This window comes from Micromonospora maris AB-18-032 (genome assembly GCF_000204155.1).
Classification (GTDB): domain Bacteria; phylum Actinomycetota; class Actinomycetes; order Mycobacteriales; family Micromonosporaceae; genus Micromonospora; species Micromonospora gifhornensis.
Genome location: NC_015434.1, coordinates 2,493,212 through 2,506,423 on the forward strand (window position 1 = coordinate 2,493,212; position 13,212 = coordinate 2,506,423).

General features: G+C 68.2%; 12 protein-coding genes and 2 pseudogenes. 7 read left to right on the plus strand and 7 right to left on the minus strand.

Annotated elements, in window-relative coordinates:
- Positions 1–433: 433 nt before the first annotated feature.
- The 3 genes and pseudogenes from VAB18032_RS11425 to VAB18032_RS32825 all read right to left on the minus strand — a co-directional run.
- A pseudogene (locus VAB18032_RS11425) lies at positions 434–781 on the minus strand (ADP-ribosylation/crystallin J1); the annotation flags it as partial.
- A 230-nt stretch (positions 782–1,011) separates the two neighbouring features.
- Positions 1,012–1,248, minus strand: coding sequence for a hypothetical protein (locus VAB18032_RS11430; RefSeq protein WP_013732984.1), 237 nt, complete (start codon positions 1,246–1,248; stop codon positions 1,012–1,014).
- A 341-nt stretch (positions 1,249–1,589) separates the two neighbouring features.
- Positions 1,590–1,719 (minus strand): annotated as a pseudogene (locus VAB18032_RS32825) (histidine decarboxylase); the annotation flags it as partial.
- Positions 1,720–1,967: 248 nt separating this feature from the next.
- On the opposite strand from VAB18032_RS32825, the gene VAB18032_RS11435 reads away from it, so the two are divergent.
- Both VAB18032_RS11435 and VAB18032_RS11440 read left to right on the plus strand, forming a co-directional pair.
- Entirely contained in the window at positions 1,968–2,627 is a 660-nt protein-coding gene (locus tag VAB18032_RS11435; protein WP_013732985.1) for a hypothetical protein, read from the plus strand.
- 455 nt (positions 2,628–3,082) lie between these two features.
- On the plus strand, positions 3,083–3,955 hold the full coding sequence (locus VAB18032_RS11440; RefSeq protein WP_148272242.1) for a hypothetical protein: 873 nt from the start codon (positions 3,083–3,085) through the stop codon (positions 3,953–3,955).
- A 193-nt stretch (positions 3,956–4,148) separates the two neighbouring features.
- On the opposite strand, the gene VAB18032_RS11445 is transcribed toward VAB18032_RS11440, so the two are convergent.
- From VAB18032_RS11445 to VAB18032_RS11455, 3 genes are all read right to left on the minus strand, one after another.
- Positions 4,149–4,697, minus strand: a complete 549-nt coding sequence (locus VAB18032_RS11445) for an aspartyl/asparaginyl beta-hydroxylase domain-containing protein (RefSeq protein ID WP_013732987.1) — start codon at positions 4,695–4,697, stop codon at positions 4,149–4,151.
- A 186-nt stretch (positions 4,698–4,883) separates the two neighbouring features.
- The gene (locus VAB18032_RS11450; protein WP_013732988.1) at positions 4,884–5,417 is read right to left on the minus strand and encodes a GNAT family N-acetyltransferase; all 534 of its coding nucleotides are present in this window, start codon (positions 5,415–5,417) and stop codon (positions 4,884–4,886) included.
- A gap of 62 nt (positions 5,418–5,479) precedes the next feature.
- Entirely contained in the window at positions 5,480–6,409 is a 930-nt protein-coding gene (locus VAB18032_RS11455) for a hypothetical protein (protein ID WP_013732989.1), read from the minus strand.
- A gap of 114 nt (positions 6,410–6,523) precedes the next feature.
- Here VAB18032_RS11455 and VAB18032_RS11460 point away from each other — a divergent pair, with 114 nt between their 5' ends.
- The gene (locus VAB18032_RS11460; RefSeq protein ID WP_013732990.1) at positions 6,524–7,393 is read left to right on the plus strand and encodes a phosphotransferase enzyme family protein; all 870 of its coding nucleotides are present in this window, start codon (positions 6,524–6,526) and stop codon (positions 7,391–7,393) included.
- On the opposite strand, the gene VAB18032_RS11465 is transcribed toward VAB18032_RS11460, so the two are convergent.
- Positions 7,390–8,751: an NsdA family TPR-like regulatory protein gene (locus VAB18032_RS11465; protein WP_483308178.1), complete on the minus strand. Its 1,362-nt coding sequence runs from the start codon at positions 8,749–8,751 to the stop codon at positions 7,390–7,392. The two genes, VAB18032_RS11460 and VAB18032_RS11465, sit on opposite strands and share 4 nt — an antisense overlap.
- Positions 8,752–9,130: 379 nt before the next feature.
- Here VAB18032_RS11465 and VAB18032_RS11470 point away from each other — a divergent pair, with 379 nt between their 5' ends.
- The 4 genes from VAB18032_RS11470 (at position 9,131) to VAB18032_RS11485 (ending at position 12,967) form a co-directional block, all read left to right on the plus strand.
- Complete coding sequence (locus VAB18032_RS11470) at positions 9,131–10,330, plus strand: FAD-binding oxidoreductase (RefSeq protein WP_013732992.1); 1,200 nt, start codon at positions 9,131–9,133, stop codon at positions 10,328–10,330.
- A gap of 55 nt (positions 10,331–10,385) precedes the next feature.
- Positions 10,386–11,036 (plus strand): N-acetyltransferase, encoded by a 651-nt coding sequence (locus tag VAB18032_RS11475; RefSeq protein ID WP_232510780.1) that lies wholly within the window; start codon positions 10,386–10,388, stop codon positions 11,034–11,036.
- Between the two features lie 165 nt (positions 11,037–11,201).
- Positions 11,202–11,513 (plus strand): hypothetical protein, encoded by a 312-nt coding sequence (locus VAB18032_RS11480; RefSeq protein WP_148272244.1) that lies wholly within the window; start codon positions 11,202–11,204, stop codon positions 11,511–11,513.
- Entirely contained in the window at positions 11,513–12,967 is a 1,455-nt protein-coding gene (locus VAB18032_RS11485; RefSeq protein WP_013732995.1) for an APC family permease, read from the plus strand. The genes VAB18032_RS11480 and VAB18032_RS11485 overlap by 1 nt, the downstream gene beginning before the upstream one ends.
- Positions 12,968–13,212: the final 245 nt, after the last annotated feature.

Sequence of the window (13,212 nt, forward strand, 5' to 3'; positions counted from 1 at the left end):
AGCCGTGAGGTGCGCGTTCGACCATGCTTGCCCGTGTCCGCTAATCGTCGAAGTCGAAGTCGAAGGTGCCCGCCTCGATGCGGTTGATGAGCTCGTCGACATCATCGGCTTGCCGGATGGCGTTGTCCCATCCGCTGCTCGTGATGTCGACCAGGAGCACCGGTGCGGGGTCGCTGCGCAGGTCGAGTACGAGCTGTTCACGGGATCCGTCGCCGCCGATGATCGCGATGCCGGGGTGCAAGTCGGTGCTCTCGTGCCATGCGTGATGCAGCTCAAGCATCTCGCGTGGGGTGTTGAGCCAAACGTACGCCTCGCCTGTCATCCAGCCTCGCCGGAACCACGACGCACCTTGCAGGTACGTCCGCCACGCGGCCGGTAGGGCTCGGCCCAGCGCATGGTGGGCGTCGGTGAACTCCTGGTCGCCTACAGGGCCGCGATAGTCGGCTTCCTCGGTGATCGCGCCGACGAGGTGGGCGTTGAAGTCGGCAAGCTCCTCTGCGGGGATCCAGTACTCCAGCACGTCGCGGCCACCGACCTGATGAACCTCGTAACGGTCCATGTACTCACGCTGGACCTCGAACCGAGTCACGTAGCCGACGCCACCGGCAGGGACGTTCCACTCGCGGGCAATCTTCGTGGCGTACCAGCGGTTGAGTACGGGGTAGAAGATCGGCTGGTCCGGCAGGCGTGGAGGCCACTCCCGCCACCCTGACGCCTCCACAAGGTCGAGTTCGGCCTGCCCGGTGGGCCGCCAGAGGGTGATCGTGTCGGCCTTGTCGATGGTCTGCTCCTCGCAATCATGGTTGCCCCGTGGTCGGGACGAGCCACGTATGCACCATTTCTGATGCTCCGCCTCCGGACGTCGCCGAGGCCGGCTCCGTCAGGCCGGTCACACCTGGGACCCAGGTACACGGATCTAGGCGCGGACCGCGCGCCGCGCAGCGTCACGATCACTTGAGTCAGGTGCCGTGCGGTCGCGCCGGTGACAGGGCGGAGGGATCGTCGATCGCGCTACGGATTGGCGGTCTGCCGGATGAACGACAACAGCCTCGGCAGGACATAACAGAACTCGCCTCCACCCCATGAGTCCACGAGGCCACCGGCTCGTTCCATCGCGTCCAAAAACGGCTCAGTCGAGCGGATGATGTCCTCCGCGGTAGCCTGATCGATGTCGATGGCAGCGCAGACAGCCGCCGTCAGCTCCGCGCGAGATTCGGCGGGCATGTCCTGCAACGGATCATGAGGCATCCGCAGAAGCTACCTCGGGCGACGTCACGCTCATGCCGCCGAGCGAGCGCGCCGGAAGGCCGGAAATGCCGTCACTCTCCGTAGATGTCCGGCGCAGGCGTCGGCTCGATCCCCGTGCGCGCACGTGCCGAGTTGAGTGCACTCGATCATGCAGCCGGCAGAGCGCCGCGGGCGTCAGAAAGCAGTAGCGGCAGCGACACCACCGGCTCGGCACGTTCGCCGACTCGTTCTCGTTCACGCCGGAAGGTCTCCGCCGCCGGGCCACGGTCACCTGTGAGACCTGTTCGCGCCGGCGCTGGGCCCCCAACGGTGAACGCGCCGGAGTGCGGTGATGTCGTCCCGACGTCACGGATATGGGTGGTGTTGTCGACGGCTTCGGTCATGGTGGTGCCGGCGATGGCAACCATGATCGCGGGCCAGCGGCTGCGGCGTTAGTTGTTCGGCTAGGTGGTCGTAGTCCATTTCGCCGTCTGGTCATGCGTGGACGACCGCGGCGCGCCCGACGTGGATGAAACGCAAAATACGAAGAAGGCCAATCCCGTTTCACACCGGTACCGGATCCCCAAGGTAATGGCCGTCTCGTGCAACTACCGGCACAGACAGGCGATGTGACGTTGGCGTATTGAGCGGTAGCGTGGCCAGGCCGCAAGCAAAGACCGCCATACCGGCCGCGTCGGCCGCCGCTCAGGTGAACTGGCTTCGCAACCCGTGAGGTGTCGATGGACCTGCCCAGTGAGCTTCGTGAACTGTCCCTTCGGCACCTCGACGGCCTGGGTGCTATCCCATGGGCCGCGGAGGCGGATCGCTGGGCCGAGTTGGTCTTCTGCCTACTCAACGCGGTCGCCGGGGATGACCCGGAGCGCTCCCGCGAGCTGACCGACGACCTGCATCGGTTCGGCCTGATCGAGCCCGCGGTCTTGTTGGATGTCGATGACCCGGCCAGCGACACCCATCGGGTGGTGCGGCACCTGCTCGATCGGTACGGCTTCGACCAGGCGCAGATCGTCACCGCAGCCGGGGTGCTGTCGCGGCTGGCCCAGTTCATCACCGACGGGTACGGCGGAAAGCTGCAACGGTACCTGCGGCGCAACGCCGAGCGGATGCGCGATGAGTTGGTGTCCGAACTCGGTGACGAAGCGCCCCAGCCGCTGCTGCGGCTGGCGGTCACCCACTGGCTGCAGAACGCGGTCGACCTGCCGCTGTCGCTGGAGAACGCGGCCGTGCAGGAGTTCTGCGCGGCCCGCGGTATCGATCAGGCAGCGTTGGAACTCGCTGCCGACGAGGTCGGGCTTAACCTGGCCTTGGTGGACGACGTGATCCGACTGGAGGCGGCGGACCCGGTGAAGACCGGTGCGGTGGTCAGCGAAGCGACAACATGAGCTATCCGACCCCGGCGCCCAGCGCTTCGCGCCCGCAACCGCCACCCCCAGTGCCGGTGCATCGGCCCCGACCGGCCGAGGCGCCGGCGGCGCCTCGCACCGAGCCCCGGGCCCAGCCGCCGGTGGCGCATCACCGGCCACACCATCACCGTCCCGTCCACCACCGTCCTACGCACCATCGGCCGACGATGGCGGATCTCGCCGCGCAGTTGACTCCCACCCTGTTGGCGGCGGTGCATAAGGTGCCACGCCCGGCACCGGCGAGCAGGCCCTGGACACATTCGTTCACTCCCCGTCCACAGCCGCCGGTCCGCCCGACCCCCTCGGTGCCGCCGGTCCGCCCGACCCCGCGCCCGCCGGTCTCGCCGCAGGTCTACCGGCCGCCGCAGCCGGCCCACAGACCACCGCAGGCTCACCGACCTCCACCGATGTCACCACCACCGGTTGTGCCGCGGGTGCCGTTCCGGCCGGTCACCTCGCCGCAGATCCGGCTCAGCGATCACGTGGCGGCCATGCGGATCGGCGCGCAGGCCCGTCCCAACGCGCGGCGCTGGCCGGTGCGTCCCAAGCGCAAGCGCGACGCCGCGTCCACTCACGGCTGGGGTGGTCGGCACCAGGTGATCAATCTACCCGAGCTGATCATCGAGGCTCCGATGCCATTCGAGCCGCAGGTCTCGCATCCGGAGGCGAAGCGGTACGTCGAGGGCAAGGGACGGATCGAGGGCAGTGACCTGAAGGCCTTCGGCATCGGAATGGTCAATGCCGTCAAGCCCGGACAGGAGCTGCCGGTGGACCCGTACAACCAGCGGGCCGAGTGGTATGGCCGGGGGTTTGCGGAAGCCATGGCGGGCCAGGTAGCCGGCGGTGGAGTGGCCTGGGTCGCGGGCAAGGTCGCTGGCAAGGTCATCCCGGCGGTCCGGGGAGCCCAGCGCGCGGCGGGGGCGGGCGCCGGGCAGGCGGTCGGCAAGGGTACCGGTGCGGCTGCTGACTTCGTGCCCGATGTATACGTCGGAGCGCTGAAGCGGTGGAAGGTGACCCCGGGGCAGACCTACCGCGGTGTCACGCGGAGGATCCGACGGGAAGTCCGCGACTGGTCGCGTAAGTGGGGCACCATGGACGGCCCTGCGACCTCCGGTCGGGTTCATGCGGGGCACCAGCCGGGCGGCTCCCACGTGTTCACACCGCCGGGCCAGACCACCCGGGTCGGTGCGCAGACTGCCCGGGGTAACTTGAGTAGCGCGGCGGCTGAGGCGCGCGCGGCGGCGTTCCGTCGGCAATGGAACGCGAACAACCCCAACGGGCCACAGCTGCCTGTACGCCCAAAGTAGGCACCCCTCTCTCCAGAGGCGGCGAGGAGTGGTGTTCGCAGTTCAGCACACGGCTACTGGACATCCGCTCATGTCGCGAACGGCGCTGCCGGAAGCGTGATGCGTCCGGGCGTGGTGGCGCTCATCGGGTCCCGGCTGGTTCTCAGGACGGCAGGATGAGACGGGGCCGTGGAGACGCTCTCGGGCGTATCGCTCATCCCTTGCGTCGTACGAGGTCTGCCACTGTGGTCGGTAGTTCGTCCTGCGGCATGTCCTCGCAGCCGGGACGGGCGAAGTCGAACAAGAGCACGATGCGGTCGCTGGAGCCGTAGTTCCACGCCTCGTGGGTGACGGTGTCGTCGAAGACGAGGGTCTGGCCTTCGCTCCACTGCCGGGTTTCGTCGCCTACCCGCAGTGCGCAGTCTTGCGGCACGACCAGTCCGAGATGGGCCCGGTACACGGTCGTCACCCAGCCTTCATGGGGTGTGATGTGGGTGCCGGGAGCCATCCGGGAGAATCCCGCGGTCGTCAGGTGAGGGATCGTCGTCAACGCGGAGGCAGTGTCCGGGCATGCGGCGAGGGCCTCCTCGATCCGTTCGCCGAAGGCGACCAGGCCATACACGCTCCAGCCCTGGCCGTACATCTCGCGTTGCACCCACGGCTGGTAGCTGTCCTGCGGCAGAGCAAGACATTCGTCCCGGATCGCCTCCCACCGTGCCCGAAGATCGGCCAGGAAGGGGAATTGCCGCTGATCCAAGAACATGAGACATCATCTTGCAGCAATGACCGGTGATCTGGGCTACGGCGTCGCCTCGTGCAACCGGTAAGCGATGGGTGACGCTGTGGCTGGCGCAGTCGGCAGACAAGAACACGCAGCGGCGGATAGCAGCCGAGACACCGCCTCGACTCGTTGCGAGGGTTCGGCGCCAGCTGGCTGGACCGGCTTCTACTACGCAGTCGGGCGTAGCTGTAGCGGCAGAACCAGCAGATCCATCGTCGGCCCCCAGGAGAGCGCCGACGTGCCGACCTGTTGCCACCCCGTCCGCTTGTACATGCGACGGGCCGCAGAGACGGGATTCGAAGCTAGCGTCGCGTACTGCTCGGAACGGCCAGCAAGTAACCGGCGCATCAGCTCTGCGCCGATACCCTGCCTACGATGGCTCGGATGCACCATCCACTCCATCACGGCGAACTTGTCCGCGTCACGGATCTCGGGCGGCGGATCCTCGGTAGCGCGCGACCACCAGGTACCGGTTGCCATCGTCCATCCGTAGGCGGCTCCGAGCAGCAGGGTGCCGTCAGTGGCGGTGACCAAGCGGAATCCCGGCCGCGTCGTCTCCTCCGGTAGGCCCTCGCGGAATCGGGCGACCTGCTCCGGCCCCTCACTGTACGGCGGCTCGGCGTAAACGATCGCGTACAGGTCTTCCAGGGCGTCGAAGACCTGATGGGCTTCATCACGGGCGACACTGTGATAGGTGAGCACCCCTGGATGTTATGGCCGGACATTAGTTCGCACGGCGATCGGATCTGACGCCGCGGGCACCGCTACGACCGGACTCGCTCCAGAAGCTCGCGGTATGACGACTGCCTCCGTTCGCTGTCAGGCACCGCCACGACAACCTGCCGCGCCACACTGCGGACGAGCTCGTTGTGCTGACTGGTCGGCAAACGGTCCAGCAGGTCGGCAGCCAGGCGCAGTCCGTCCGGAACATGCCCCGTTCGGATCAGTGCCGCCGCTCGATGCAGCTCGACCTGCGTACGCAGCCTTATCTGCGACGCCGGGTAGAGAGCGAGCGCACGATCCTGGGCCTCGCCTGCCCGCCTGTAGTCGGCGGCGTGCGTGTACACCCAGGATTCGGTGTGCCGCAGCCGATGCTCCGGCCACCCCCACAGGCTCTCGACGTCGTCGACCACGGTGGCCGGGAGCTGCTCGGCCATGCGGGCCAGCTGCTGGACCGTCGCGACGGCCTCCGCGTGCCGGCCGGCCAACGACAGTGCCTGCGCCAGGCCGGCAAGCAGACCACAGGTAGCAGCGCTGGCCCGCCCATCCAGCAGCGGAAGAACCTCATCTGACACGGCCACCACCTGCACAGCTGGACGGCCGTCGTAGGAGCCGTTCACGACATCCCAGGCTCGTACCATGATCTGCGCGTCGGGATCTGCGGACTCATCGGCGACCCGCCGTGCGGTGTGCCACCACCGGCGGGCGGCAATTGCTTGCCCGGACGCGACAAGGCCGAGCGCGATAATGACCGACAGCTGACCTGCTGCCTTCAGGAGAAGCGGTCGCCGCTCTCCCTGGTCGACAGCGATTTGGTGCTGCAGCACTGCCAAGTCTCGGCCGAGCTGAGTCATCACCTGGTCGTGCGGCTGCTGGTAATAGCACCGGCCGTAAGCGGCAACGATGTCAGGCCACTCATCGTGGTCGACGTCGATGGCGGCAGTCAGGCTGTGACGTAGCGCCTCGAGCCCCACGAGGCGGTCGCCGGTGGGTGCGGCAGCAATCGCAAATCCGGGGGTGCAAGTGGTGGCAGTCGGGTGCACTTGCGGGTTCGCGGAGTCGGGGCGTTTCTGGGAGAGGATGGCGGGGTGCGTACGGATGAGGCGGTCCGCGTGGCGACGTTGGCTGGTGCACGGGTAGGCATGCCGGTTGATGATGCGCAGGTGCTCCGTGTTGGCGAGAACGGCGTGGTGCTGTTGTCTGGCGTGGGGGTGCTGGTGCGGGTCGTGCCGCGTGCGGGGGCGGTGCAACGGGTGCGGCTGGAGATTGCGGTGGCTGAATGGTTGGCGTCGCAGGGTGTACCGGTGGCGCGTCCGGTGCGGTCGGAGCCGATCGTGGTCGATCAGCATGTGGTCTCGTTGTGGGAGTACCTGCCGGGCGGGCATTCGGCGGACCTGGTAACGCTTGCGCGGTGTCTGCGTCTCCTCCATGGTGTGCCCCGGCCGGTCGGGCTGTTGACTCGCGTGTCGCCGTTTTCGAGGCTTCGTGAGCAGTTGGCGTCGGCCGTAGGCCTGGATGAACGCGACAGGGCGTTTTTGCGCGAGTTTCGTGACGGACTCGCAGTGCAGTGGGATCACGCGACGTTCGCGCTCGGGGAGGCGGTGCTGCACGGCGACGCGCACATGGAGAACCTGTTGGTCACGACGGCAGGCAGATGCGCCTTCATCGACTTGGAGTCCGTGTGTGTCGGACCGCCGGAGTGGGATCTGACGCTCAGTGCCCTCTACTACGAGTGCGGGTGGTTTTCCGAGCACGAATACGCCATGTTCGCGGATAGCTATGGCTATGACGTGCGGTGCAGCCCAGCTTGGCCGGTACTGCGGCAGATCCGGATGCTGCGGATGACTCTGTGGCTGGCGCAGTCGGCAGACAACGACACGCCGCGGCGGCAGCAGCTGAGACACCGCCTGGACTCGTTGCGGGACGGTTCGGCGCCAGCCGGCTGGACAGGCTTCTAGACCTGTGACGCGGCGACACCACTGAGCTGGGCCCGCACCGCAACCAGGTCATCCTTGAGGTCCGGTTCCGCGTCGACGTTCTCGAGCATGTGTGCGAGGACCCGAACGTCATCGCGCAAGCGGCTGGAGTACACGCCGGCCGCATCCGTGCAACCGGCTCGTGCTGAGGGTAAGGCGGCGGCGACGTTACCCTGGTGTGCCTGTAGGCAGGCTATCCGGATCATGGTCAGCGCTCGGGACCTGGCCACTGTGCCGGGGTGAAGCTCGTACGCGGCGTGCAGCCGCGTGATCGTGGCATCGGTTAGCGCCGGGTCGTTGGCGGTCAACGCGAGATCGCACATGGCGTGTCCGGCGTCGCCGAGGATTTGACCGAGGTCCGCGTAGTACCCCCAGGTGGGATCGTATGCGCCATCTGCGGGGCTGGCGTCGAAATGCTCGTCGCACAGACCGACGGCACGACGGCATTCCTCTGCATCGCGAAGGGACGCGTACGCCCGCGCCTCTACGATTCCTATGACGGCACGGCCCAGCGGAGGTAGATCACGCCACCCGCTCCGGGCAAGACCGACGATCTGTAGGGACTCCTTGGCTTTACCGCTGTAGGTGAGACGCCTACTCAGGCTCGTGACGGTGTGAGCGCGCTGCTGGACGTCTTCGGCTTCGGTCGCGAGTTGAATCGACCTGACGAAGTACCCGCGAGTCGTCCCGGCGTCCTCGCCTGCATCGAAGCACGCCCAGCCGACCACGTCACCGAGCCGGGCTGCCGTCGAAAGCCACTGCCGGCGTACGGCAGGGCTAGCCGATGCCTGACGGATGGCGCGGCACGCCCATTCGAGTTGCCCCGCCATGGCGGCACGAGCAAGACCACCCCCGTATCGGTGATCCCAGTCCTCGAACAACGTGATGCTCCGGCGCAGTGCCTCCACATGGGGCTGCTCGATCCTGTTCGGCACCTGCATACCCGACGTCCATGGCCCCGGCAGCTCAGCCATCTCGTCCGGAACCACACCCGGCCACGCAGCATCCGTCAGGCTGCTACTCGTGGCCCCTGTTCGGCGAGGACTGTAGAGCCCGAGCTGCCTGTCAGCGGTGACGCCGAAGACGGCACGTAACGCCGCGCGCCGCTCCGCGCTGGGCCAGCGGTGTTCGCCGCGCTCCAGTTTGCCGACCCACCGGGAATCCACGTAGTGAGCAGCGATGCAACGCGAAGGGTAGAGGGCATCCAACGCAGCGTTCACCGCATCGGCCAACTCCGTTCGAGACATACACTGCCCGGGTCTCAACGGTGAAGGAAGCTGGACTCGGGCGCTCCTGAGGTGCGTATTCGGCGTGATCACCGTTTCCGCGTGCCGAGGCATGCTCCTCCTCTACGGCATAGCCCTGTCGAACTCGGAACTGCAACGGTCGCCGGCTTGGCTCGAGGTAAACGTTTGAAGTCCCGCCATACTACGTCTAATGGCGACCGGTCGACGTCGATCAACACGTGAGCTTCGCCAGCAACGCTGATTCTACGCAGGAATTGTTGACAGACACGTCGCTGACACTGCCATGTCCCAGCCGCGGCCGCCAGTCTGGCGCGTCCTGTTGCAGCGGTCGGCGAATCATTCGCTGTTCAGGGCTGGTCGAACCGGAGGTCAGAACGTGAGGTCGAACCGGAGGTCGGCATTCCCTGTTGTGGATTGTTCCGTGATCGTTGAACCGCCATCAGCTATCCGTCGTCGAGGAACAGCCGGAGCGATGACTGACCACATACTGCCGCATCTCTGCGCCCTCGTCGCAGATGACCGTGCCGCCGATCATTTCTGGGCGCACCTGGAGGACCGGAGTGTGCGGTTCCTGCCGCAGCGGCTCGCCCCGATCTTCGTCTCGACGCTCGGCCAGGTGGTCGCGGGGCGGGGCGATCCTGCTGCCCGGCGGGCAGGGTTGGCGGTGTTGGGTCGCATGTGTCGCCGGTTCGATCTTCAGCCGTATCACGACACGTGTATCGCGGCGGCGATGGTGGACACGGTGCGCCGTTTTGCGGCCGACGGTTGGGGACCGGCCGCGCCGGGTGTGTGGGAGCGGGGGTGTCGGCGGGCGTTGCGGTTGGCGGCGCGGGCGGCGGCGGTGGTGGGGGACGGCCCTCAGGTCACCGTCGGTGAGGTCGAGACCCGTGAGTCGGTGTCGGCTGGCGTGGTGGTGTTGACGGTACGGCCGATGCGGCGGTTGCGGTTCCTGCCGGGTCAGGCGTTGCCGGTGTGTACGCCCCGGTTGCCGGGGCGGTGGCGGTGGTTGTCGCCGGCGAATGCTCCTCGCGCGGACGGGACGGTGGAGTTCCACGTCCGGACGGTGCCAGGCGGTGAGGTGTCGCCGGTGCTGGTGGAGCAGGTCAGGCCGGGGGAGTTGCTGTGGTTGGGGCCGGCGTGTGATGTCGGGTTGTCGGTGGAGCCGGCCGCTGGTGCTGACCTGCTGCTGGTCGCCGGTGGTACCGGGCTGGCGCCGCTGCGGGCGCTGGTGGAGCAGGTCGCCGCAGCCCCGACCGGGCGACAGGTGACGCTGGTGGTGGGGTCCCGCACGCTGCTGGATCTGTATGACGCGATCGCGTTGGACACCCTCGCCGGCGCCCACCGGGACTGGCTGACGGTGGTGTTGGCGTTCTCCGACGACCGTGATGTCGAGCCGCACGCGCAGGCAGACGTGCTGACCATGGCCGTGAAGCACTACCGGCCGGGGCAGGTCGTCTACGTCTGCGGCCCACCACCACTGATCGCTGCCGCTCGGCAGCGTCTGCCCGCGGCTGGGGTCCCATCGGACAGCCTGCATTTGGCAGCCACCTTCGACCGTGCCATCGACGCGGGCTGGTCGATGAGCCGTCAGCGGGCCACGTCGGGCGATCCGGCACCGGCGCGCGACGAAGACAGGGGATGCGGGGATCTTCATGGGCTTTGGGGGAGCTGACATGCGGCCGACGGGAACTGGTGTTCGTCGTGCGACCGGTGGTGATGCGGCCGCCTTGGCCACACTCGTGGCCGGGGCGCTGATGACCGGCCGGTTGAGTGTCTGGCTGGTACCCGACCGGGCCGACCGGCCGAGCATCATGCGGCGGTACGCGGAGTTCGTGGTGGCGCAGGGGTTGGCGCACGGCACGGTCGACACCACCGACGACCACACCGCCGTGGCGATCTGGCACCCGCGGTCGACGCCACCACCGGCCGTGCGGCAACGAGACCTGGAGCCGATACTCGGCCCGCACACCGCCCGGTTCGCCCTGCTGCACGCCTACGCCGACACCGTGCACCCGTTCACCGCCCATCACTACCTCGCCCACCTGGCCGTGGCCCCCGGCCAACATCAGGCAGGAGTGGGCAGGGCGTTGCTGGCCAGCCACCACCGGCTGCTGGACGCGACACAGCTCCCGGCGTATGCGGAGGTGAGCACCAGCCGCCCCCGGGACGGGCTGCTCGCCGCCTGCGGCTATCAGCCCCGGTCACCGATCCTGCTGCAGCAGGGCGGTCCCGTGGTGTGGCGGATGTGGCGGCCACCCACCCACCCAGACCAGGCCGAGACAGCCGGAACCGGGCTGCCGCAACGGGTCCGTGTCCACCGCACCGCGACACCGTTTCGCGGCAGGCTGCTGCGGGCGGCACCACCAGGCTCCCGATGAGCCGCAGGCGCTGACAGCACACCGTTCACCTGCTGATGGTCGACCCCGTTCACCCAGCAGGCCGACTCGTCGTACCCACATGTCGACAGGAGAGTTCTGCTCATGCTGACCGTGCTCACCCGTCCCACCACCACACTCGGGCGGAAACGGCCCCAAGGATGGCGGGTGGTGCGCCGACAGGCGCGGTGTGCCGCTGGTGCCATCCCCCAGACCGGCGGCAGCACACCTCACCATCGGTGGGGGTACGCGATCCGTCGTGACTGGCCCGACGGCACCCACGACCTGTTCGCCTTCACCCCCGACAAGGACACCGCCGAACGGAACCTCACCCGCGACCACACCTACTGGCGCTCCGGCCCGGTCCGGCCGGCAGCCGTGTTCATCGTCGCCGCCCACACCACCGACGTGGACCACCATCCCGTCGACGGCTGCCGCAACCCGTCATGCCCCCACACCCCACAGCGAGGTGAGCAGTAGTGACCGCGCACGTGCAGGTGGCCCTCGCCCGCCGGACACTGACACCAGCTGCCCTGTGGATGTTCGGTGCGGCGGCATCAGCACCGATGGTCGTCCTCGTCGGCGGCATCACCGCGATCTACGCCACCACCGGCGTGACCGCACTACCACTGACGTTCCTGCTGGTAGCAGCCACCATGGCGATACTCGCCGTCGGCTACACCACCATGGCCCGCCACATCGGCCACCCGGCCGCCTACTACGGCATCCTCGCCCACGGCCTCGGCCGCGGATGGGGAGTGGCCGGCGGCGCGGTCGCCCTCATCGCCTACAACGCGATCCAGATCAGCCTCTACGGCCTCCTCGGCGCCACCATGGCCACCCACCTCGGCGGCACCTGGTGGGTATGGGCAGGCATCGCCGTGACCGTCGTCGCAGTGCTGGGCGTACGAGCGATCGTCCTGTCGATCCGCGTCCTCGCCGTCGTGTTGACCGTGTCACTGCTGATCGTCGCCGCGTTCGTCATCGCAGGCACCACACAACCCGCCGACAGTCTCTCCTGGGCAGGCTTCCACACCTCCGGCCTGATGGTCGGCGGCATCGGCGGAGCGATCGCATTCTGCGTCGCCGCGTTCACCGGCATCGACGCACCCGGCTCCTTCGTCGAAGAAGCCGTCGACCGCCGCGCCATCGGCCGCGCCACGATCGTCGGGGCACTCGCACTCGGCGGCGTCTACGCCACCACCGCCTGGGCGATGGGAGTAGCCGTCGGCCCGTACGCCATCGCCGACCTCGCCGCCCCACCCGACAGCAACCTACCGTTCACGATCCTCGGCCGCCTCGGCGACGGCTGGGTGGCCACCGCCGCCCTGATGCTGATCTTCGCGATCCTCACCTCGAAACTGTCATTCCACTGCGTCATCGCACGGTACGTGTTCGCCATGGCCCGCGAAGGAGTCCTCCCCACCCGCCTCGCCGGAACCGACCACGGCACCCGCATCAACGCACCCCGCGGCGGCTCCCTCACCCAAACCGCCACCGCCGCCCTGGTCGTCGCCGGATTCGCGGTAGCCGGCCTCGACCCGCTCACCCAGATGTTCACCTGGCTGTCGAGCCTGGCCGCCGTCGGACTGCTGTCCCTCCTGCTCGCCGCCTCGGTAGCCACCCTCGCCGCCCCACCCCACATCCGCGGCGACCGACCCCGCGCATGGGAATGGCGCATCGCCCCCGCCGTCGGCGTGGTCACCGGAGCAATCGTCCTCATCGCGATGATCGGCAACATCGGCTCGCTACTCGGCGCCGCACCCGGCTCACTGTTCCCGCTGCTGCTACCCGCGATCATCCTCGGCGCCGCAATCGTCGGCGGGGCCTGGGCCGCGTACCTGCGCCACACCCGACCGCAGACCTACGCCGGCATCGGACGCGGCATACCGGCAGCCAACGCCGTCCCCGACGCCATCACCATCTCGATCTGACAAGGCCAGAACATGATGACCCACGCCAGACACCCCGTCGGCCACGACGGCCCACCGGACCCGCTGCACCCCCACTGGCGGCCACCGCCCGCCGACGTCCACCCGCCCGCCGCCTACGGGCCACCACCGGCAACCTACGGTCCCCGACCCACCGGCTACCAACGCCCACCGCACCCCCCACCCCCACCTCCGCCCGCACCGCAACCTCCGCCCGCGCCAGGGCAAGAACCGGACGGGGAAACGAC

Bases quoted from the DNA above. Each gene is read 5' to 3' on its own strand.
- VAB18032_RS11470 (WP_013732992.1), top strand. From the start codon at position 9,131: ATGACTGACCACATACTGCCGCATCTCTGCGCCCTCGTCGCAGATGAC.
- VAB18032_RS11430 (WP_013732984.1), bottom strand. From the start codon at position 1,248: ATGCCTCATGATCCGTTGCAGGACATGCCCGCCGAATCTCGCGCGGAG.
- VAB18032_RS11465 (WP_483308178.1), bottom strand. From the start codon at position 8,751: ATGCCTCGGCACGCGGAAACGGTGATCACGCCGAATACGCACCTCAGG.
- VAB18032_RS11435 (WP_013732985.1), top strand. From the start codon at position 1,968: ATGGACCTGCCCAGTGAGCTTCGTGAACTGTCCCTTCGGCACCTCGAC.
- VAB18032_RS11445 (WP_013732987.1), bottom strand. From the start codon at position 4,697: ATGTTCTTGGATCAGCGGCAATTCCCCTTCCTGGCCGATCTTCGGGCA.